Source organism: Kineococcus rhizosphaerae, from assembly GCF_003002055.1.
GTDB lineage: Bacteria > Actinomycetota > Actinomycetes > Actinomycetales > Kineococcaceae > Kineococcus > Kineococcus rhizosphaerae.
The window spans coordinates 49,484-69,665 of sequence record NZ_PVZF01000012.1; the positions used below are offsets into that span (position 1 = coordinate 49,484).

Here is a 20,182-nt window from a genome sequence, read left to right on the forward strand (position 1 = left end):
TGGATTCCCAATTCCTGCCCGATCGGGCAGTCAACGCGACACCCCCGGACCCGACGAAGCGCCGGGTCCGCCGGTCCGTCGCTCCGACGAGGGGGAAGGACCTTCGTGACCGACACCACCGACATCGCAGCCACCGACGCCGCGACCGCCGAGGCGCCCGCGCGCCGCACCGGGAGCCTGTCCGCACTCCGCCTGCCGCAGCTGCAGGCGCTCGCGACCGAGCTCGGCATCTCGGGCACCGGCCGCATGCGCAAGGTGGACCTGCTCGCGGCCATCCGCGAGCACCAGTCCGGCGCCCCGCAGCGCAGCGGCCGCCCCGAGGCCGGGACCGCGGCTCCCGCCGCCCCGGCCCAGACCTCCGCTCCCGCGCAGGACGTCCAGACCCCCGCTCCCGCGCAGGACCCCGCCCCCGTGCGGGCCGAGGCCCCGGAGCGGGCCGAGGTCTCCGCGCAGGCCGAGGCGCCGGCGCTGGAGGGCGCGCGCGCCCCGCGGACCCGTTCGCGTCGCGCCGGAGCCCCGGCGGGTGCCCCGCCGGTCGCCGACGCCGCGCCGGCCGACGCCGCGCCGGTCGCCTCCCAGCAGCCGGCCCAGCAGCGCCCCGAGCCCACGCTCGACGACTTCACGAACGCCCGCACGGAGCGGGCCGAGCGCCCGGAACGCGCCGAGCGCTCCGAGGACGCCCCCCAGCGCCTGTCGCGCCGCGAGCGCGCCCGCCGCGACCGCGTCCGCGAACCCGACCAGCAGGTCGAGCTGCCCGTCCTGCCCCGTCGCGACCGCGACGGTGCCGAGGGCGAGCCCCGTGGCGACCGGGCCGAGGGCCGGGGCGAGAACCGCACCCGTCCCGAGCGCCAGGACCGTCCCGAGCGCCAGGAGCGCCAGGACAACCGGTCCGACGAGCGTCCCCAGGCCGCCTCGGGCGGCGGGCCCGGCAACGGCCCGGCCGACGACTTCGACGGCGAGGGCCGTCGCGGTCGGCGCAACCGCTACCGCGACCGCAAGGGCCGTCGCGGCGGCCGCGAGGGCGGCGGCGCTCCCGAGGTCGACGAGCAGATCAACGAGGACGACGTCCTGCTGCCCGTCGCGGGGATCCTGGACGTCCTCGACAACTACGCGTTCATCCGCACCTCGGGCTACCTCGCCGGGGCCAACGACGTGTACGTCTCCCTCGGCCAGGTGAAGAAGAACAACCTGCGCCCCGGCGACGCCGTCACCGGTGCCGTCCGTCAGCCCCGTGAGGGCGAGCAGTCCGGCCAGCGCGCCAAGTTCAACGCGCTCGTGCGCGTCGACACCGTCAACGGCGCGGCGCCCGAGCAGGCCCGCCACCGCCCGGAGTTCACCAAGCTCACGCCGCTGTACCCGCAGGAGCGGCTGCGCCTGGAGACCGAGCCCAACGTCCTGACGACGCGCATCATCGACCTGATGTCGCCGCTCGGGAAGGGCCAGCGCGGTCTGATCGTGGCCCCGCCGAAGGCCGGCAAGACGATGGTCATGCAGGCCATCGCCAACGCCATCACGACGAACAACCCCGAGTGCCACCTCATGGTCGTGCTCGTGGACGAGCGTCCCGAAGAGGTCACCGACATGCAGCGGACGATCAAGGGTGAGGTCATCGCCTCCACCTTCGACCGTCCCGCCTCCGACCACACCGCGGTCGCCGAGCTCGCCATCGAGCGGGCCAAGCGCCTCGTGGAGCTCGGCAACGACGTCGTCGTGCTGCTGGACTCCCTGACCCGCCTGTCGCGCGCCTACAACATCTCGGCGCCGGCCAGCGGCCGCATCCTGTCCGGCGGTGTCGACGCCTCGGCGCTGTACCCGCCGAAGCGGTTCTTCGGCGCGGCCCGCAACGTCGAGAACGGCGGCTCGCTGACGATCCTGGCCTCGGCCCTGGTCGAGACGGGCTCCAAGGCCGACGAGGTCATCTTCGAGGAGTTCAAGGGCACCGGGAACATGGAGGTCCGCCTGTCGCGCCAGCTGGCCGACAAGCGCATCTTCCCCGCCGTCGACGTCCCGGCCTCGGGCACGCGGCGCGAGGAGATCCTCATGTCCCGCGAGGAGCTGCAGACCGTCTGGAAGCTGCGTCGCGTGGTCACCGCGCTGGACGCGCAGGCCTCCATCGAGCTGCTGCTCGACCGCCTCAAGAAGACCCGCAGCAACCTCGAGTTCCTGCACCAGGTGCAGACCTCGACGCCGCTGGTCAACAAGGACTGAGGCAGGACCGACGGGAATCTCCCGGGGGGTCGCCGGGTTCCACTACCCGGCGGCTCCTGTGGGAGACTGCTTCGACCGCAGGTACCGGCTCACGCCGCACGCGATGGGCGACCCGGTGCCGACTGAGCGCCAAGAGGAGATCACCATGAAGGCCGGAATCCACCCGGAGTACGTCGAGACCCAGGTCGTCTGCACCTGCGGCAACACGTTCACCACCAAGAGCACCGAGACGTCCGGCGAGATGCGCGCCGACGTGTGCAGCGCCTGCCACCCGTTCTACACGGGCAAGCAGAAGATCCTGGACACCGGTGGCCGCGTCGCCCGCTTCCAGCAGCGCTACGGCAAGAAGACCGCCAAGTAGTCGGCTCACAGCGCCGGTCCCGCCACCTCGCAGGTGGTGGGGCCGGCGCTGTCGCGTTCCCGCCCTTCCACCCCCAGGAGCCCTGCCGTGTTCGAGTCCGTCCAGCCGCTGCTCGACGAGCACGCCGAGCTCGAACGCCGGCTGGGCGAGCCCGCCGTCCACGCCGACCAGGGGCTGGCCCGCTCGCTCGGCCGGCGCTACGCCGAGCTCGGGCAGGTCGTCGAGGCGCACTCGGCGTGGCGGGCGGCCTCCGACGACCTCGAGGCCGCGCGGGAACTGGCCGCCGAGGACGCCTCGTTCGCGACGGAGCTGCCGGGGCTCGAGCAGGCCGTCACCGACGCCGCCGAACGGCTGCGCCGCGTCCTGCTGCCGCGCGACCCCGACGACTCCCGCGACGTGATCCTGGAGATCAAGGCGGGGGAGGGCGGGGAGGAGTCCGCGCTGTTCGCCGGTGACCTGCTGCGGATGTACCTGCGGTACGCCGAGCGCCACGGCTGGGCGACCGAGCTCATCGACTCCACGGCGAGCGACCTCGGCGGCTACAAGGACGTCTCGGTGGCCGTGAAGACGCGTGGCAGCTCCCCGGAGGGGGTCTGGCACCGCCTGAAGTACGAGGGTGGGGTGCACCGCGTCCAGCGGGTCCCCGTCACCGAGTCGCAGGGCCGCGTCCACACCTCCGCGGTCGGGGTCCTGGTGATGCCGGAGGCCGAGGAGGTCGAGGTCGCCCTCGACCCGAACGACCTGCGGATCGACGTCTTCCGGTCCTCCGGGCCCGGCGGTCAGAGCGTCAACACGACCGACTCGGCGGTGCGCGTCACGCACCTGCCCACGGGCGTCGTGGCCAGCTGCCAGAACGAGAAGTCGCAGCTGCAGAACAAGGAGCAGGCCCTGCGCATCCTGCGGGCCCGGCTGCACGCCCGCGCCCAGGAGGCCGCCGACGCGCAGGCCTCGGCGGCGCGCCGCTCCCAGGTCCGCACCGTCGACCGCTCCGAGCGGATCCGCACGTACAACTACGGCGAGAACCGCATCGCGGACCACCGCACGGGCTTCAAGGCCTACAACCTCGACACGGTCCTCGACGGGGACCTCGACCCGGTCATCCAGTCGGCCATCGACGCGGACGAGGCGGCCCAGCTCGCGGCGTCCTGAGCGTCACCGATCGTGGCCGATCGTCGGACGACGACGGGCGGCGGCGATGCCTAGGTTCGAGGCGCGGACGACGTGGGGCTGCGGGGCCGCCGTCGTCCGGTCCGTGACCGCCCGCCCGTAGGACCGAGGTGACCCGTTGCCGCGCAACCGTTCGTTCGTCAGGAAGCTGTCCGTCGCGGGGCTGGGTGCCGCGCTGGTCGTGGGGCTGAGCGCCTTTGCGCCCGCGCCGGCCCCGCACCCCTCGGACGCCTGGACGGGCGACCCGGCGCTCGCCGACCGGCTGCGGACCGCGACGGCCGGCCTGGCCGGACAGGGCTTCGCGGCGGCGACCCCCGAGGGGTCCGCCGCGATCGGCACCGCCGACGTCGACCGCGCCCTGACCGCGCGGACGCCGCAGGAGATCGGGTCGGTGACCAAGTCGCTGACCGGGCTGCTGCTCGCGGACATGGTCGCGCGCGGGGAGGTGGCACCGGCCACGACGCTGGGCGAGGTCTACCCGCACCTGCGCGGGGGCGCCGCCGCGATCACCCTCGACCAGCTCGCGACGCACACCTCCGGCCTGCCCCGGCTCAGCACCCGCGCGGGCGCCGCCGGGCTCCTGTCCCTGCTCACCCACGGCAACCCCTACCGCTGGGACACGCCGGACAACCTGCTGCGCGACGCCGCGTGGACGCCGCTGCGGACGGCACCCGGCACGTTCGCCTACTCCAACCTCGGCTACGCCGTCCTCGGCAACGCGCTCGCCGAGCGGACGGGGCAGCCGTACCCGCAGCTCCTGGCCGAGCGGGTGCTGACCCCGCTGGGCCTGACCCGCACCGTGGCCGCCCCCGCCGCGCCGCCGGCCGGGGCCGCCCGGCAGCTGGCCGCCGACGGGCGCGAGGCCACGGTCTGGCTCTCGGCGGGCAGCACCCCCGCCGGCACCGGCGTCTGGTCCGACGCCGAGGACCTCGGCGCCCTCGCCCGGGCGGCGGCCACGGGCGGGCTGGACCCGCTGGCGCTCGCCCCGCGCATCCCCGCGCTGGGCGGCGGGTCCGGGTGGGGCTGGTTCACCGTCGAGGTCGACGGCCGGACCCTCGTGGGGAACAACGGCGCCACCACCGGGGTCCAGGCCTCGGTGTGGGCCGAACCCGCGAGCGGGGCCTGGGTCGCGGTGACCTCGCCCAGCGGGTCGGCGACGGTGGACACCCAGACGATCGCCTTCCGGTTGCTGGGCCTACCCTCGGCGACGTGATCGATGCCGGTGAGCTGCTGCACGAGGCCGAGCAGCGGCTCGCGGGCGCCGGGGTCGCGACCCCGCGGGCCGACGCCGAGGTCCTGCTCGCCCACGCCCTCGGGGTGCAGCGCTCGCGGCTGGGCGTGCTGGTGGCGCTGGGGGAGCGGGTCGACCCCGGCCGGTTCCCCGACCTGCTCGACCAGCGCGCCGAACGCGTCCCGCTGCAGCACCTCACGGGCCGCGCCGGGTTCCGGGCCCTCGACCTGCACGTCGGCCCGGGGGTGTTCGTGCCGCGACCGGAGACCGAGACCGTGGCGGAGCTGGCGATCGTCGCCGCCCGCGAGGTCGACGCCCCCGTCGTCGTCGACCTGTGCACCGGGTCCGGGGCGATCGCCCTGGCGGTGGCCACCGAGGTGCCCGGCGCGAGCGTCCACGCCGTCGAGCTGGACCCGATGGCCCACGCCTGGGCGCGGCGCAACGTCGACGAGTTCGCCCCGGGCCTGGACCTGCGCCTGGGGGACGCGGGCACGTCGTTCGACGACCTCGACGGCGCCGTCGACGTCGTCGTGAGCAACCCGCCGTACGTCCCGCCGGGCGCGGTCCCCGTGGACGCCGAGGTCGCCCTGCACGACCCGCGGGTCGCGCTGTACGGCCTCGGGGACGACGGCCTGCAGGTCCCGCGGCGCGTCGTCGCGGCGGCGGCCCGGCTCCTGCGGCCGGGCGGGTACGTCGTCGTCGAGCACGCCGAGGTGCAGGAGCTCAGCGCCCGGGCCATGTTCGCGGCGGCCGCGTGGACCGACGTCCGCAGCCACCGCGACCTGACGGACCGCCCGCGCTCGACCTCGGCCCGCCGCCGCTGAGCGTGCCGCGGGAGGGCGCCTGACCCGCCGCGCGCGAGGCGGTCGTCGCGACACGCCCGGACGGTGGGACACTCTTGCCTCGTGAGGCCCCCGTTCGATTGCGCTGACCCCGTCGTCCGAGACCGCGGACTGTCCGCCGCGCACAACGCCGTCAAACGCGGTGAGGTCGTCGTCCTGCCGACCGACACCGTCTACGGCATCGGCGCCGACGCCTTCAACCCCGCCGCCGTCAAGCGGCTGCTGGAGGCCAAGGGCCGCGGGCGCGACATGCCGCCGCCGGTCCTGGTGCCCGAGACGCGCACCGTCGACGGGCTGGCCAGCTCCATCTCGTTCGCGGTCCGCGAGCTCATCGACGCGTTCTGGCCCGGGGCCCTGACCATCATCTGCCGCGCGCAGCCGTCGCTGACGTGGGACCTGGGGGAGACGAACGGCACGGTCGCCCTGCGGATGCCGCTGCACCCGGTCGCCCTGGAGCTGCTGCGCCTCACCGGCCCGATGGCCGTCTCGAGCGCCAACCGGTCCGGGCAGCCGGCGGCCACGCTCGTCGAGGAGGCCGTCGAGCAGCTCGGGGAGTCCGTGCGCGTCTACCTCGACGCGGGAGCCAGCCCGAAGGGCGCGCCCTCGACCATCGTCGACGCCTCCGACGGCCCGCTGCGGGTCGTGCGCGTCGGGGCCCTCAGCGAGGCCGAGCTGCGCGCGGCCGTCCCGAACGGCTGGGCCGAGCCCGAGGGGCCGGCCGAGCCCGGACCGGCCGAGCCCGAGGCTCCCGTCGACGAGGAGCACTCAGGGGCCGCGAGCGGATGAGGGCTTACCTCCTCGTCATCGTCGTGGCCGCCGCGGTCACGTACCTGACGACCCCCCTCGTGCGGCGGCTGGCCCAGCGGGTCGGCGCCGTCACCCCGCTGCGCGACCGGGACGTGCACACGGTCCCGATCCCGCGGCTGGGAGGGCTGGCCATGCTGCTGGGGATGGGCGCCGCGCTGGTCGTCTCGAGCCGGATCCCGTTCCTGTCCCGCGTGTTCGACACCGACCCGGGCCCGCTGTGGGTCCTCGTCGGCGCCGCGGTGGTCGTCGCCGTCGGGGTCGCCGACGACATCGTCCAGCTCGACGCCGTCACCAAGCTCGCCGGTCAGGTGCTCGCCGCGGGGATCATGGGCTGGCAGGGCGTGAGCCTGCTGCAGCTGCCGATCGGCGGGGTGACCCTGCTGTCCGGGCGGACCATGATGATCATCACGATCCTCGTCGTGCTCGTCTCGGTGAACGCCGTCAACTTCGTCGACGGCCTCGACGGGCTGGCGGCCGGGATCGTCGGCATCGGCGCGATCGCCTTCTTCGGGTACTCCTACGCCCTGCAGCGCGGCAGCGTCCCGGACGACTTCTCCTCCCTGGCCACGCTGATCGCCGCGATCACCGTCGGCGTCTGCCTGGGCTTCCTGCCCCACAACTTCCACCCGGCGCGCATCTTCATGGGCGACTCCGGCTCGATGCTGCTGGGGCTGCTCATGGCGAGCTCGACCATCGCCGCCACCAGCACGGTGGACCCCGAGACGGTCGCCGACGAGAAGATCGCCCCGGCCTTCTTCCCGTTGCTGCTGCCCATCGCGGTCCTGCTCGTGCCGTTCAGCGACATGCTGCTGGCCGTCGTGCGCCGCACGCGGGCGGGCAAGGCGTTCTGGCACCCCGACAAGAAGCACCTGCACCACCGGCTGCTGCAGCTGGGCCACTCGCACCGGGTGGCCGTGCTGGTCATGTACTCCTGGGCGGCCTTCCTCAGCTTCGGCGCGGCCACCTCCGCCTTCCTGCCGCTGGCCCAGGCCCTCGCCGTGGCCTTCGCCGCGGGCTGCCTGGTGCTCGCGCTGACGTTCCTGCCCTTGTACTGGCGGCGCGGACGGCCCACCGTGGAGCCCGTGAGCGACGGAGCGAGCGACGCGTCCGGCACGGCCCCGGTGCCGGCCCCCACCGAGACGTCCCGCACGTGAGCCCCGGTGACCCACGACGCGGTGTAGGAGACCCCGGAGCTCGTGATAGCTTTCACGAAGTCTCCCCGGTTCCACCCGAGTCCGGGGCTGCCGCCGATAGGCCTGTCCCACCGGACGACCCACCGACGACGAAAGAGAATCCCGTGAGCACGAGCACCGACGCAGGCGTCCAGGCCGCACAGGCCTTCGGCGTGCTGCTGCGTCGCGCCTCCCTCGTGACGGGGATCGTCGGCGTGGTGTGCGTCGTGGTGACGGCCGTCTGGCAGGGCCTGGCCCCCGCCCTCTCGTCGCTGATCGGCGCCGCGATCGTCATCGCCTTCTTCGGAGCGCGCCTGGTGGTCATGCGCAAGGTCACCGAGAAGAACCCGCACATGATCATGCTGACGGCGATGGTCGTCTACACGGTGAAGATCGTGCTCCTGGGCGTCGCGATGCTGGTGCTGACGCGGATCCACGGGATCTCCGGTCCCGCGCTCGGCTTCACCGTCATCATCACCGCGGTGGTGTGGCTGGCCGCCGAGCTGCGCGGGTTCATGAAGATGCGCATCCCGGTCTTCATGGCGAGCGGGGACGAGAAGTGAGCCTCGCCAAGCCCGCCGCGCCGTCCTCGCAGATGCCGACCGACGCCGGCAACGGCATCACCGAGAAGATCGCCTGGAGCGTGACGTCCTACCTCATCTCCGGTGCGCTCCTCGGGGCGCTCGCCGGCTGGGGGCTCGACCACCTCTTCGGCACCCACTTCATCGTGGGCATCGGTCTGGTCACCGGCAAGGCGCTGACTTTGTACTACGTGTGGCTCCGGTACGGTACGCACTGACCGCGGGACGCTCGACCACCAGTTCGCTCAGGAACGCGGCCGGCCACCGGCCCCGTACCCACGATGAAGTTCGCACGGAGGAGTTGACGTGAGCCTGCCCCTGCTGGCTGCCGCGCCCAGCGCGTACGAAGCGCCCGACCAGCACATGTTCTGGCAGCCGCTGATCGGGAGCGGCGCGTTCGCCATCACCCGGCCGGCCATCGTCTTCGCGCTGTCCGCGGTCCTCATCATCTGGCTGCTGCTCGCGGGCACCAAGCGCCTCGCGGTGGTCCCGGGCAAGAAGCAGATGGTCGTCGAGGCCGCCTACGGCTTCGTCCGCAACTCCATCGGCCGGGACATCATCGGGTCCAAGGAGTTCCTGAAGTTCGTCCCGCTGCTGTTCACGTTCTTCTCGGTCATCCTCGTGAACAACCTGTTCGGCGTCATCCCGCCGATCCAGTACCCGACGATGTCGCGCATCGCCTTCCCGCTGGCCCTGACGATCTTCCTCTACCTCACCTACCACATCGTGGGGATCCGGAAGAAGGGCTTCGCGGCCTACTTCGCGGGCGTCGTCCCGCACGGGCTGCCCAAGCCGATCGTGCCGCTGGTCTTCCTGCTCGAGGTCCTCTCGATCGTGGTCATCCAACCGGTGACGATCACCCTGCGGCTCTTCGGCAACATGTTCGCGGGTCACCTGATCCTCGTGCTGTTCATCAGCGGCGCGGAGTACATGTTCCTCCACGGCGGCTTCGGGCTGAAGATCGTCGGGATCCCGACGATCGTCATGGCCTTCGCCCTGACGCTCTTCGAGATCTTCGTCGAGTTCCTCCAGGCGTACGTCTACACGATGCTCGCCGCCACCTTCATCGCCAGCGCTCTCGCTGACGAGCACTGACCCGCCCCACCCAGAACCCGGGGCGCGGACCTGCGCTTCGGCTACGAAAGGAATGACAGAGGACCATGTACGGCTCCCTCGCCATCGTCGGTTACGGTCTCTCCGCCATCGGCCCGGGCATCGGCATCGGCCTGATCTTCGCGGCCTACATCAACGGCGCCGCCCGTCAGCCCGAGGCCCGCGGCATGCTCCAGAGCATCGCCATCCTGGGCTTCGTCCTCGCGGAAGCGCTCGCCATCTTCGGCATCGCCCTCGCCTTCGTCTTCTCGGGCACCAACCCCAACGGCTGATCAGCCCCCTGATCCGTCCGTTGCCCTGAGCCCGAAGGAGGAAACGTGCTCGTAGCAGCCTTCACCGCAGCCGGTGAAGAAGTCGAGGGCGACCCGATCTACCCGATCCTTCCCCACCTGGGGGAGCTGATCGTCGGGATCATCTTCGCGATCATCATCTGGATCGTCGTCGCCAAGAAGGTCGTCCCGCGCCTCGAAGCCATGTACGAGGAGCGGCGCGCGGCCATCGAGGGCAACGTCGAGAAGGCCGAACGCGCCCAGGCTGAGGCCCAGGCCGCGCTCGAGGAGTACAAGGCGCAGCTCTCGGACGCGCGCGCCGAGGGCAACCGCATCCGCGAGGAGGCCCGCCAGCAGGGCGCGCAGATCCTCGCCGAGATGCGCGAGCAGGCCCAGGCCGAGTCCGAGCGCATCACGACCGCGGCGCGCGCGACCATCGAGGCCGAGCGCGCCCAGGCCACCGCGCAGCTGCGCGCCGAGGTGGGTCGCCTGGCGACCGACCTGGCGTCGCGCATCGTGGGCGAGTCGCTGCACGACTCCGCTCGCCAGAGCGGTGTCGTGGACCGGTTCCTGGCCGACCTGGAGCGCAGCGAGTCGGGGGCGACCTCCCGATGAGCGAGCTCGACTCCGGCGTCGCGAAGGCGAGCCTCGCCGCCGCGCAGCAGGTGCTCGACGCGCAGCTGGCCGCCGAGGGTTCCGACGCGGGCCGGACCGGTGAGGACCTCTTCGCCGTCACCAGCCTGCTGGACTCCTCGGTCGGCCTGCGCCGCGCGCTGACCGACCCGTCCCGCGAGGCCGGCGCCAAGGCCGCCTTCGTCCGCGCCACGTTCACGGGCAAGATCAGCCCGGCCGCCGTCGAGACCCTGGTCTCGCTGGCGTCGGCGCGTTGGACGGCCGGGCGCGACCTGTCCGACGCCACCGAGCGGCTCGCCGTCGGGGCGGTCGTGACGCAGGCCGAGCGGTCGGGGCACCTGGACGCGCTGGAGGACGAGCTCTTCCGGTTCTCCCGGACCATCGCCGGCAACCCCAGCCTGCGCGACGCGCTCGCCGACCGCACGGCCCCGGACGCCAACCGCGCCTCGCTGGTCTCCCGGCTGCTGCTCGACCGGGCAGTGCCCGAGACGATCCAGCTGGCCCGCCGGGTGGCCGTGGCCCCCCGCGGGCTGCGCGCCGAGCGCGTGCTCGAGGACTGGGTCGAGGTCGTGGCCCAGCGCCGCGAGCAGCTCGTCGCCCACGTCGTCAGCGCGTCCGCGCTGAGCGACGCCCAGCGGGACCGGCTCGCCGCCTCGCTGTCGCGCCAGTACGGCCGTCCGATCCGCATCAACGTCGACGTCGACCCGCACCTCGTGGGCGGGTTGCGCGTCAGCATCGGTGACGACGTCATCGACGGGTCGATCCTGGCCCGCCTCGAGGACGCCCGCCGCCGCCTGGCCGGCTGACAGCCTCCTGAACACCCGCCCTCGCCGCAGGCGAGGGACAATGGACTGAGACGTGCACGACCCGAGAAGGAGAGCAGGGCTTCCCATGGCCGAGCTGACCATCCGCCCGGAGGAGATCCGGGACGCTCTCGACGCCTTCGTGGCGTCGTACGACCCCGGTACCGCCGCGCGTGAGGAAGTCGGCCGCGTGACCGACGCCGGCGACGGCATCGCCCACGTCGAGGGCCTGCCCTCGGTCATGGCGAACGAGCTGCTGCGCTTCGAGGACGGGACCCTCGGCCTCGCGCAGAACCTCGACGTCCGCGACATCGGTGTGGTCGTCCTGGGCGACTACGCCGGCATCGAGGAGGGCCAGGAGGTCCACCGCACGGGTGAGGTCCTCTCCGTGCCCGTCGGTGACGACTTCCTGGGCCGCGTCGTCGACCCGCTGGGTGCGCCGATCGACGGCCTGGGCCCGATCGAGGCCGAGACCCGTCGTGCGCTGGAGCTGCAGGCCCCCTCGGTCGTGCAGCGCCAGGAGGTCCGCGAGCCGCTGCAGACCGGCATCAAGGCCATCGACGCCATGATCCCCGTCGGCCGCGGCCAGCGTCAGCTGATCATCGGCGACCGCCAGACCGGCAAGACCGCGATCGCGATCGACACGATCATCAACCAGAAGGCCAACTGGGCCTCGGGCGACCCGAAGCAGCAGGTCCGCTGCATCTACGTCGCCATCGGCCAGAAGGGCTCCACGATCGCTTCGGTGAAGCGTTCGCTGGAGGAGGCCGGCGCGATGGAGTACACGACCATCGTCGCGGCCCCCGCCTCCGACCCGGCCGGGTTCAAGTACCTCGCGCCCTACACCGGTTCGGCCATCGGCCAGCACTGGATGTACGCCGGCAAGCACGTCCTCATCGTGTTCGACGACCTGTCCAAGCAGGCCGAGGCCTACCGGGCCGTGTCGCTGCTGCTGCGCCGCCCGCCGGGCCGCGAGGCCTACCCCGGTGACGTCTTCTACCTGCACTCCCGCCTGCTGGAGCGTTGCGCGAAGCTGTCCGACGAGCTCGGCGCCGGCTCGATGACGGGTCTGCCCTTCATCGAGACCAAGGGCAACGACGTCTCGGCGTACATCCCGACCAACGTCATCTCCATCACCGACGGCCAGATCTTCCTGCAGTCGGACCTGTTCAACGCCAACCAGCGCCCCGCCATCGACGTCGGCATCTCGGTGTCCCGCGTCGGCGGTGCCGCGCAGACGAAGGCCATCAAGGGCATCTCGGGCACGCTGAAGCTGGACCTGGCGCAGTACCGGTCGATGCAGGCGTTCGCGATGTTCGCCTCGGACCTGGACCAGGCCTCCCGCAACCAGCTCGCCCGCGGTGCGCGCCTGGTGGAGCTGCTCAAGCAGCCGCAGTACACGCCCTTCTCCCTCGAGGAGCAGGTCGTCTCGATCTGGGCGGGCACGACGGGCCAGCTCGACTCCGTCGAGGTCGAGGACATCTCCCGCTTCGAGCGCGAGTTCCTCGAGCACGTCAAGCGCAACCACGCCGAGCTGATGCAGGGCATCCGCGAGACGAAGCAGTTCTCCGACGGCGCCAAGGACGAGCTGAAGAAGGCCATCGACGCCTTCAAGCCGCAGTTCTCGGCCGGGGAGACCAGCCACACGGTGCCCGCGGACGAGGACCACGGTCAGACCGACGCGGACGACATCTCGCAGGAGCGGATCACCACCACCAAGCGCTGAGCAGCGCTGGGGTAGTCGAAGGACCGAGCGGAGCAAGGAAGAGGAGCAGGACATGGCAGGCCAGCTGAGGGCCTACCGGCGGCAGATCCGCTCGGTCCAGGCGACCAAGAAGATCACCCGCGCGATGGAGCTCATCGCGGCGTCGCGGATCATCAAGGCGCAGGCGAACGTGCGCGCGTCGACCCCGTACGCGCGGGCGCTGACCCGCGCGGTGTCGGCGGCGGCGTCGAACTCCTCGCTCGACCACCCGTTGATCACCGAGAAGACCCAGGTCAAGCGCGCGGCCCTGCTGCTGCTGTCGTCCGACCGCGGTCTGGCCGGGGCGTACTCGTCGTCGGTGCTGCGCGAGGGCGAGCGGCTCACCGCCGCCCTGCGCGCCGACGGCAAGGAGGTCGCCCCGTACCTGGTCGGCCGCAAGGCGGCGGCGTTCTACAACTTCCGCCGCCGCGACGTGGTCGACTCCTGGGCCGGGTTCACCGACGCGCCGCAGTACTCCGACGCCAAGGCGATCGGTGACCGTCTGCTCGCCGACTTCGCCCAGGACGACGCGGCCGGCGGGATCGACGAGATCCACGTCGTGTACACGCACTTCGTGAGCATGGTGACGCAGGAGCCCCGGGTCATCCGGCTCCTGCCGCTGGAGGTCGTCGAGGGCGTCGAGGCGCCCACCGGCGGGGACCTGCAGCCGCTCTACGAGTTCGAACCGAGCGCCGACGCCGTGCTCGACGCGCTGCTGCCGCAGTACGTCACCAGCCGCATCTACAACTGCCTGCTGCAGGCGGCGGCCTCCGAGCTCGCCGCCCGTCAGCGGGCCATGAAGAGCGCGACCGACAACGCGGACGAACTCATCAAGAAGCTGACCCGGCTGGCCAACAACGCCCGTCAGGCGGACATCACCCAGGAGATCAGCGAGATCGTCGGCGGCGCCGACGCGTTGGCCTCCTCCGGCTCGCGCGCCTGACGCGCGGCCCCCACCACCTCACGAAGAACTCACTCGACGAAGGAAGCCCGAGGAGCGACATGACCGCCACCGTCAACGAAGCGCCGACCAGCACCAGCAAGGGTGCGACCGGCCGCATCGCCCGAGTCATCGGGCCCGTCGTCGACGTCGAGTTCTCGGCCGACACGATGCCGGACCAGAACAACGCCCTCACCACCGAGGTGACCATGGGCGGGCAGACCACGACCGTCACGCTCGAGGTGGCCTCCCACCTGGGTGACAACATGGTCCGGGCCATCTCCCTGAAGCCGACCGACGGCATGGTCCGCGGTGCGGCCGTCGTCGACACCGGCGCCCCGATCTCGGTGCCCGTCGGCAACGTCACCCTGGGCAAGGTCTTCAACGCCATCGGTGAGGCGCTGAACCTGGAGGAGGGCGAGACGCTCGAGGTCACCGAGCGCTGGCCGATCCACCGCAAGGCCCCGGCCTTCGACCAGCTGGAGTCCAAGACCCAGATGTTCGAGACCGGCATCAAGGTCATCGACCTGCTCACCCCGTACGTCCAGGGTGGGAAGATCGGCCTCTTCGGCGGTGCGGGCGTCGGCAAGACCGTCCTCATCCAGGAGATGATCCAGCGCGTCGCGCAGGACCACGGTGGTGTGTCGGTGTTCGCCGGTGTCGGTGAGCGCACCCGTGAGGGCAACGACCTCATCGCCGAGATGGCCGAGGCGGGCGTCTTCGACAAGACCGCCCTGGTCTTCGGCCAGATGGACGAGCCGCCGGGCACCCGCCTGCGCGTGGCCCTGTCGGCGCTGACGATGGCGGAGTACTTCCGCGACGTGCAGAACCAGGACGTGCTGCTGTTCATCGACAACATCTTCCGGTTCACCCAGGCCGGCTCGGAGGTCTCGACGCTGCTGGGCCGCATGCCCTCGGCCGTCGGCTACCAGCCCACGCTGGCCGACGAGATGGGCGTGCTGCAGGAGCGCATCACCTCGACCCGCGGTCACTCGATCACCTCGCTGCAGGCGATCTACGTCCCGGCCGACGACTACACCGACCCGGCGCCGGCCACGACGTTCGCGCACCTGGACGCCACGACCGAGCTGTCCCGCGAGATCGCCTCGCGCGGTCTGTACCCGGCCGTGGACCCGCTGACCTCGACGTCGCGCATCCTGGACCCGCTGTACATCTCGAACGACCACTACACCACCGCGGTGCGCGTCAAGCAGATCCTGCAGAAGAACAAGGAGCTGCAGGACATCATCGCCATCCTCGGTGTCGACGAGCTGTCCGAGGAGGACAAGCTGACGGTGAGCCGTGCTCGCCGCATCCAGCAGTTCCTCTCGCAGAACACGTACATGGCCGAGAAGTTCACCGGGGTCTCCGGCTCGACCGTCCCGCTGAAGGACACCATCGAGGGCTTTTCGAAGATCGCCGACGGTGAGTTGGACCACGTCGCCGAGCAGGCGTTCTTCAACGTCGGTGGTCTTGAGGACGTCGAGCGCAACTGGGCGCGCATCCAGAAGGAAACCGCCTGATGGCTCTGCAGGTCGAGCTCGTGGCGGCGGACCGCTCGGTGTGGTCCGGCGACGCGACCCTCGTGCGCGCCCGCACCGCCGAGGGCGACATCGGCATCATGGCTGGCCACGAGCCGATCCTGGCCATCCTCGCTCCGGGTGACGTGGCGATCACGGGCTCTGGGTCGGAGGGTCTCACCGCCACGGTCAGCGGCGGGTTCTTCTCGGTGGACCACGACAAGGTGACGATCGTCGCCGAGCAGGTCGAGGTCACCGCGGGTTCCGGCGCGCGCTGAGAACGGCTGAGCGACGGTGCACGAGGTCCTGCTCTCCCTGGAGGTCGCAGGCGCGTGCGCCGTCGCTCTGCTCGTGGTGCTCGTCCTGGTGGTGGTCCGCCGGCGCCGGCTGATGGCGCGGCTGGGGACCTTCGACTGCTCCGTCCGCCAGGTCCGGCGCGGTCGTCGCCGGTGGGCGCTGGGCGTCGCGCAGTACGAGGTCGACCGCCTGGACTGGTACCGCACCTTCTCGTTGTCCCCGCGCCCGTCGTGCAGCTACGCACGGCGGGCGCTGGCCGTGACCCTGTTCCGCGACGCCGAGGGCGCCGAGCTCGTGGCCGTCCAGCCGGGGGCGATGGTCGTGGAGTGCCGCCTCGAGGTCGACGGGGCGGGGGAGGAGATCGACCTGGCGATGGGCAAGGACGCCTACACCGGGTTCGCGAGCTGGCTGGAGTCCGCCCCGCCCGGTCAGGGCGTCAACGTCGCCTGAGACCGGGGCCGGTCTCCGCTCAGCGCTGCTCCAGGATCTGCCGGGCCAGTCCCGCCTCGGTGGGGAAGACCATCACGCGGGGGCCTTCGGTGGTGGGGGCCAGGGTCGCGCGGATGCCCGCGTCGAGCAGGGTCCGGCGCTGGACCTCCGCCTCGATGAACGTGGTGGGTTTGGAGACGACCTCCAGCAGCCCGTACTCGTCCTCGGTCCCGGGCTGCGGGCGGCGTTCGACCACGGACTTGCCCCGTGAGTACGTCCAGCGCAGCAGCACCACGAGGAGCCCCACGGCGACGAACGCGACGAGGGGCCCGAAGGCGAACGAGTAGCTCCCCCAGGACTGCACCCCCGCATTGTGCTCCTCGGTGCGCTGGTCGCCCCCGTCAGGTCACCGTTCGGCATCGGCGTCGCAAGTCACTACTTAGCGGTACCGAACGGTGGCAGAGTGTGCTCACAGGCGATCGACCGTCCCACTGCCCCCAGTCGTCACACGCACGCACCACGCACGCAGCGTGTGATCTTCAGAACCGGGTGCAACCGGACGGGCGTCTCCTGCGTCCCACCGGTGACGATCACGAGATCACGACCGGCGTCCTCGGGGGAGGAACACATGGCGATCGACTTCGCACCGAGCGCGGCCGACGACGTCGCGGCACGCCGGGCTGCCCGTTCGGCGCCCGGACACCTCGCGCACGTCGACGAGGAGGTGCACGGGAAGGTCGTGCACGTCGCGGGCCGCCTCGACGTCCACACCGTCCCGGGCGTCCGCGAGGCGCTGCACGCGGCCGTGGACGCCGGGACGGGGGACCTGGTGGTCGAGGTGGACGACATCGTCGTCGCCGACGCCACGGGCCTGGGCGTGTTCGTGGGGGCCCACCGGCGCGCGCAGCGCTGCGGGCGCCGCCTCGTGCTGCGCCACGTCCCGCTGCCGGCGCTGCGGCTGATGCGGGTCACCCGGCTGCACCTGGTCCTGCTCGTGGACGAGCCCACCGCCGGCCTGGACGTCCCGACCGAGGACGAGCGCAAGGCCGCGCGCCGCGCCCGGGCCGAGGCCATCCTGCACCGCGGGACGGACCGGGCTCAGAACAGGCGCGAGTCGACGTCGTCGATGCCCCGCAAGGCGTCGTAGTCCAGCACCACGCAGCGGATGCCGCGGTCGGTCGCCAGCGTCCGGGCCTGCGGCTTGATCTCCTGCGCGGCGAAGACGCCGGTCACGGGGGCCAGCAACGGGTCGCGGTTCATCAGCTCCAGGTAGCGGGTGAGCTGCTCGACGCCGTCGATCTCACCCCGCCGCTTGATCTCGACGGCCACGGCGCGGCCCGCGTCGTCGCGGGCCAGGATGTCGACCGGCCCGATCGCCGTCATGTACTCGCGCCGGACGAGCGTGTACCCCTCACCCAGGGTGGCGATGTGCTCGGCCAGCAGCTTCTGCAGGTGGGCCTCGACGCCGTCCTTGACCAGGCCGGGGTCCACGCCGAGCTCGTGCTCGCTGTCGTGCAGCACCTCGTGGATCGAGACGACGAGCCGGTCGTCGGTCTTGGCGTGCTGGACGGTCCACGTCTCGACCACGCCCGCCTCGCGCTGGTCCTCCTCGGGCACGGAGACGGTGAGCTTGGCGGGCGGGCTCATCCAGTTCAGGGGCTTGTAGGACCCGCCGTCGGAGTGGACCAGGACGCTGCCGTCGGCCTTGGCGATCAGCAGCCGCGTCGCCAGCGGGAGGTGGGCGGTGAGCCGGCCCGCGTAGTCGACGGAGCAGCGGGCGATGACGAGACGCACGAGGGGCGAGCTTACGCACCCCGCGTCCCCGGCCCCGTGGACGCCCGTGGCACCCGTTCGCCGCACGGCGTGTAACGAATCGCGGCCCCGCGACGACTACGTGTCGAACCGGGCGGGCCACGGTGGTGTGGAGGGGACACCACCGCGGCACCGTCCGGGAGCGCGTTTGAGAGCATCTGCGGGTGCCCCGTGCGAACCGTCGTCGCCAGGACCCGCCACCCCGGGCCCCGCTGGGCCGGGGCGTGGACCGCTCGGTGTCCGGCCCGGACGGGGACTGGGTGGTGCGCGAGCTGCGCGGGACGACGTCGACGAAGACCTACACGTGCCCCGGCTGCCGCACCGGCATCCCCCCGGGGACCCCGCACCTGGTCGTCTGGCCCGCGCGCGGCACCTTCAGCCCCGGCGACGGCGCCACCGAGCGCCGGCACTGGCACCGGTCGTGCTTCCAGCTGCGCGGGCAGCGCCGCTGACCCCTCGGCGCCACCGCCGGGCGGGTGGGTAGCGTGCCCGGGTGAGCACCCTCCACGACCCCGACGCCCGCGGGTTCGCCAGCGACAACGCCGCCGGCATGCACCCCGACGTCCTCACCGCCCTCGTCGAGGCCAACGGCGGGCACGTCGCCAGCTACGGCGGCGACCCGTACACGAGCGCCCTGACGCAGTCCCTGCGCACCCACTTCGGACCGCGCACGTCCTCCGCGGTCGTCCTGACCGGGACGGGCGCGAACGTCGTGGCGCTGCAGGCCCTGACCCGCCGCTGGGAGTCGGTGCTCGCCTCCGACCAGGCGCACGTGCTGCACGACGAGGCCGGTGGCCTGGAGCACGTCGGTGGGACGAAGGTCATCGCCCTGCCCACCGTCGACGGGCTCGTCGACCCCGCCGACGTGGAGCGGGCCGTGCAGGCGGCGGACAACCCGATGCGCGCCCCCGTCGGCGCGCTCACGCTCACCCAGAGCACCGAGCTCGGCACGACCTACTCCGTGGACCAGCTGCGCGACCTCGTGCGCGTCAGCCACGGCCTGGGCGTGCGCGTCCACGTCGACGGCGCGCGGCTGGCCAACGCGGCCGTCTCCCTCGGCCTGGGGCTGGGGGAGTTCACGACGCACCTGGGCGTGGACGCGGTCTCCGTCGGCGGCACCAAGAACGGCGGGGGCGTCGCCGAGGCCGTGGTGGTCGGCGAGGAGCACGCCGAGGCGCTGCGCCGGCTCGTCAAACCCTCGATGCAGCAGTCGTCGAAGACGCGCTTCGTCTCCGCCCAGCTCCTCGCGCTGTTCGGGGGCGACCTGTGGCGGCGCACCGCGGGCGCGGCGAACGCGGCCGCCCGCGACCTCGCCGGGGTGGTCGAGGCGGCGGGGGCGAAGATCACCCGCCCCGTGCAGGCCAACGGCGTGTTCGCCGAGCTGCCGCCGCACGTCGCGGCCCGCGCGGCGGCGCGCGTCCCCTTCCACGTCTGGGACCCGCACTTCTCGCCGGCCACCGTCGAGGTGCGGCTCGTGGCGAGCTTCGACACCACCGCGCAGGACGTCGCCCGGTTCGGCGCGGTCCTGGCCGAGGAGTTCGCGCGTGGCTGAGATCCGGGCCGACACGGTGCTGCCCGCGCGCCGCGAGGAGGTCGAGCTGCACACCGCCGACGGGCTCACGCTCGTGGGCGAACTCGCCCTGCCCGCCGAGAAGGACCCCGTCGCCACCCTCGTGACGCTGCACCCGCTGCCCACCAGCGGCGGGTTCATGGACAGCCACGTCCTGCGCAAGGCCGCCAACCGGCTGCCGGCCCTGGCCGACCTCGCGGTCCTGCGGTTCAACACGCGCGGGACCGAGTCCCCGCGCGGGCGCAGCGGGGGCAGCTTCGACGCCGGGGACGGCGAACGGTTCGACGTCGCCGCCGCGCTGGAGTTCGCCGAGTTCCGCGACCTGCCGCGCGTGTGGCTGCTGGGGTGGTCCTTCGGCACCGACCTCGCCCTCGTCCACGGCCGGGACCCGCTGGTGGAGGGGCTGATCCTGCTGTCCCCGCCGCTGCGCTGGTCGACGCCGCAGGACCTGCGGGCGTGGGCGGAGTTCGGCCGGCCCGTGACGGCCCTGGTGCCCGAGTTCGACGACTTCCTGCGCCCGGCCGAGGCGAGCGAACGCTTCGCCGCGCTGACCCAGGCCGAGATCGTCCCCGTGGCCGGGGCCAAGCACCTGTGGGTGGGGGAGAACTCGGTGCGCCGGGTCCTGGACGAGGTGGTCGCGCGGGTCAACCCCGCGCGCTCACCCCTGCCCACGCAGTTCTGAG

General features: G+C 72.5%; 23 protein-coding genes and 1 pseudogene. 22 read left to right on the forward strand and 2 right to left on the reverse strand.

Annotated features, from left to right (window positions below):
- Positions 1-105 precede the first annotated feature (105 nt).
- From rho to CLV37_RS20760, 18 genes are all read left to right on the forward strand, one after another.
- Positions 106-2,208, forward strand: coding sequence for a transcription termination factor Rho (gene rho, locus CLV37_RS20675; RefSeq protein ID WP_106213998.1), 2,103 nt, complete (start codon positions 106-108; stop codon positions 2,206-2,208).
- A gap of 145 nt (positions 2,209-2,353) precedes the next feature.
- The gene (gene rpmE, locus CLV37_RS20680; protein WP_106214000.1) at positions 2,354-2,569 is read left to right on the forward strand and encodes a 50S ribosomal protein L31; all 216 of its coding nucleotides are present in this window, start codon (positions 2,354-2,356) and stop codon (positions 2,567-2,569) included.
- 87 nt (positions 2,570-2,656) lie between these two features.
- Positions 2,657-3,718 carry a peptide chain release factor 1 gene (gene prfA / locus CLV37_RS20685; protein ID WP_106214002.1) on the forward strand — a complete coding sequence of 354 codons (1,062 nt, stop codon included), beginning with the start codon at positions 2,657-2,659 and terminating at the stop codon, positions 3,716-3,718.
- 136 nt (positions 3,719-3,854) lie between these two features.
- Positions 3,855-4,949 carry a serine hydrolase domain-containing protein gene (locus tag CLV37_RS20690; RefSeq protein WP_106214004.1) on the forward strand — a complete coding sequence of 365 codons (1,095 nt, stop codon included), beginning with the start codon at positions 3,855-3,857 and terminating at the stop codon, positions 4,947-4,949.
- A complete protein-coding gene (gene prmC / locus CLV37_RS20695) occupies positions 4,946-5,791 on the forward strand; it encodes a peptide chain release factor N(5)-glutamine methyltransferase (RefSeq protein ID WP_211298826.1) in 846 nt (281 codons plus the stop codon). Before CLV37_RS20690 ends, prmC begins: the two co-directional genes overlap by 4 nt.
- Positions 5,792-5,872: 81 nt before the next feature.
- Positions 5,873-6,595, forward strand: a complete 723-nt coding sequence (locus tag CLV37_RS20700; RefSeq protein WP_245885515.1) for an L-threonylcarbamoyladenylate synthase — start codon at positions 5,873-5,875, stop codon at positions 6,593-6,595.
- Positions 6,592-7,770, forward strand: coding sequence for an MraY family glycosyltransferase (locus tag CLV37_RS20705; RefSeq protein ID WP_106214006.1), 1,179 nt, complete (start codon positions 6,592-6,594; stop codon positions 7,768-7,770). Before CLV37_RS20700 ends, CLV37_RS20705 begins: the two co-directional genes overlap by 4 nt.
- A 143-nt stretch (positions 7,771-7,913) precedes the next feature.
- On the forward strand, positions 7,914-8,351 hold the full coding sequence (locus tag CLV37_RS20710; RefSeq protein ID WP_106214008.1) for a Cg1360 family ATP-synthase-associated protein: 438 nt from the start codon (positions 7,914-7,916) through the stop codon (positions 8,349-8,351).
- Entirely contained in the window at positions 8,348-8,587 is a 240-nt protein-coding gene (locus tag CLV37_RS20715) for a hypothetical protein (RefSeq protein WP_106214010.1), read from the forward strand. Before CLV37_RS20710 ends, CLV37_RS20715 begins: the two co-directional genes overlap by 4 nt.
- Before the next feature lie 88 nt (positions 8,588-8,675).
- Positions 8,676-9,464, forward strand: a complete 789-nt coding sequence (gene atpB, locus CLV37_RS20720; RefSeq protein ID WP_106214012.1) for a F0F1 ATP synthase subunit A — start codon at positions 8,676-8,678, stop codon at positions 9,462-9,464.
- A gap of 65 nt (positions 9,465-9,529) precedes the next feature.
- Positions 9,530-9,754, forward strand: a complete 225-nt coding sequence (atpE, locus tag CLV37_RS20725; RefSeq protein ID WP_012084391.1) for an ATP synthase F0 subunit C — start codon at positions 9,530-9,532, stop codon at positions 9,752-9,754.
- Positions 9,755-9,799: 45 nt separating this feature from the next.
- Complete coding sequence (locus CLV37_RS20730; protein WP_106214014.1) at positions 9,800-10,366, forward strand: F0F1 ATP synthase subunit B; 567 nt, start codon at positions 9,800-9,802, stop codon at positions 10,364-10,366.
- On the forward strand, positions 10,363-11,190 hold the full coding sequence (locus CLV37_RS20735) for a F0F1 ATP synthase subunit delta (protein ID WP_106214016.1): 828 nt from the start codon (positions 10,363-10,365) through the stop codon (positions 11,188-11,190). Before CLV37_RS20730 ends, CLV37_RS20735 begins: the two co-directional genes overlap by 4 nt.
- Positions 11,191-11,275: 85 nt before the next feature.
- Complete coding sequence (gene atpA, locus CLV37_RS20740; protein ID WP_106214018.1) at positions 11,276-12,913, forward strand: F0F1 ATP synthase subunit alpha; 1,638 nt, start codon at positions 11,276-11,278, stop codon at positions 12,911-12,913.
- A 52-nt stretch (positions 12,914-12,965) separates the two neighbouring features.
- Complete coding sequence (locus CLV37_RS20745; RefSeq protein ID WP_106214020.1) at positions 12,966-13,874, forward strand: F0F1 ATP synthase subunit gamma; 909 nt, start codon at positions 12,966-12,968, stop codon at positions 13,872-13,874.
- A gap of 59 nt (positions 13,875-13,933) precedes the next feature.
- Positions 13,934-15,394, forward strand: coding sequence for a F0F1 ATP synthase subunit beta (gene atpD / locus CLV37_RS20750; RefSeq protein WP_106214022.1), 1,461 nt, complete (start codon positions 13,934-13,936; stop codon positions 15,392-15,394).
- Positions 15,394-15,669 (forward strand): F0F1 ATP synthase subunit epsilon, encoded by a 276-nt coding sequence (locus tag CLV37_RS20755; RefSeq protein ID WP_211298827.1) that lies wholly within the window; start codon positions 15,394-15,396, stop codon positions 15,667-15,669. The genes atpD and CLV37_RS20755 overlap by 1 nt, the downstream gene beginning before the upstream one ends.
- Positions 15,670-15,685: 16 nt before the next feature.
- The gene (locus tag CLV37_RS20760) at positions 15,686-16,138 is read left to right on the forward strand and encodes a DUF2550 domain-containing protein (RefSeq protein WP_106214026.1); all 453 of its coding nucleotides are present in this window, start codon (positions 15,686-15,688) and stop codon (positions 16,136-16,138) included.
- A gap of 19 nt (positions 16,139-16,157) precedes the next feature.
- On the opposite strand, the gene CLV37_RS20765 is transcribed toward CLV37_RS20760, so the two are convergent.
- Positions 16,158-16,481 carry a hypothetical protein gene (locus tag CLV37_RS20765; RefSeq protein WP_106214028.1) on the reverse strand — a complete coding sequence of 108 codons (324 nt, stop codon included), beginning with the start codon at positions 16,479-16,481 and terminating at the stop codon, positions 16,158-16,160.
- A 360-nt stretch (positions 16,482-16,841) separates the two neighbouring features.
- Here CLV37_RS20765 and CLV37_RS29080 point away from each other — a divergent pair.
- Positions 16,842-17,117 (forward strand): annotated as a pseudogene (locus CLV37_RS29080) (STAS domain-containing protein); the annotation flags it as partial.
- 98 nt (positions 17,118-17,215) lie between these two features.
- On the opposite strand, the gene nucS reads toward CLV37_RS29080, so the two are convergent.
- The gene (gene nucS / locus CLV37_RS20775; RefSeq protein WP_106214032.1) at positions 17,216-17,911 is read right to left on the reverse strand and encodes an endonuclease NucS; all 696 of its coding nucleotides are present in this window, start codon (positions 17,909-17,911) and stop codon (positions 17,216-17,218) included.
- Between the two features lie 182 nt (positions 17,912-18,093).
- Here nucS and CLV37_RS20780 point away from each other — a divergent pair, with 182 nt between their 5' ends.
- From CLV37_RS20780 to CLV37_RS20790, 3 genes are read left to right on the forward strand one after another with little or no spacing between them, the layout of a single operon-like run.
- Positions 18,094-18,381 carry a hypothetical protein gene (locus CLV37_RS20780; RefSeq protein ID WP_106214034.1) on the forward strand — a complete coding sequence of 96 codons (288 nt, stop codon included), beginning with the start codon at positions 18,094-18,096 and terminating at the stop codon, positions 18,379-18,381.
- 41 nt (positions 18,382-18,422) lie between these two features.
- Complete coding sequence (locus tag CLV37_RS20785) at positions 18,423-19,481, forward strand: threonine aldolase family protein (RefSeq protein ID WP_211298828.1); 1,059 nt, start codon at positions 18,423-18,425, stop codon at positions 19,479-19,481.
- A complete protein-coding gene (locus CLV37_RS20790; protein WP_106214036.1) occupies positions 19,474-20,181 on the forward strand; it encodes an alpha/beta hydrolase in 708 nt (235 codons plus the stop codon). Before CLV37_RS20785 ends, CLV37_RS20790 begins: the two co-directional genes overlap by 8 nt.
- Position 20,182 lies beyond the last annotated feature (1 nt).

Bases quoted from the DNA above. Each gene is read 5' to 3' on its own strand.
- rpmE (WP_106214000.1), top strand. From the start codon at position 2,354: ATGAAGGCCGGAATCCACCCGGAGTACGTCGAGACCCAGGTCGTCTGC.
- CLV37_RS20705 (WP_106214006.1), top strand. From the start codon at position 6,592: ATGAGGGCTTACCTCCTCGTCATCGTCGTGGCCGCCGCGGTCACGTAC.
- atpE (WP_012084391.1), top strand. From the start codon at position 9,530: ATGTACGGCTCCCTCGCCATCGTCGGTTACGGTCTCTCCGCCATCGGC.
- CLV37_RS20735 (WP_106214016.1), top strand. From the start codon at position 10,363: ATGAGCGAGCTCGACTCCGGCGTCGCGAAGGCGAGCCTCGCCGCCGCG.
- atpA (WP_106214018.1), top strand. From the start codon at position 11,276: ATGGCCGAGCTGACCATCCGCCCGGAGGAGATCCGGGACGCTCTCGAC.
- CLV37_RS20745 (WP_106214020.1), top strand. From the start codon at position 12,966: ATGGCAGGCCAGCTGAGGGCCTACCGGCGGCAGATCCGCTCGGTCCAG.
- atpD (WP_106214022.1), top strand. From the start codon at position 13,934: ATGACCGCCACCGTCAACGAAGCGCCGACCAGCACCAGCAAGGGTGCG.
- CLV37_RS20755 (WP_211298827.1), top strand. From the start codon at position 15,394: ATGGCTCTGCAGGTCGAGCTCGTGGCGGCGGACCGCTCGGTGTGGTCC.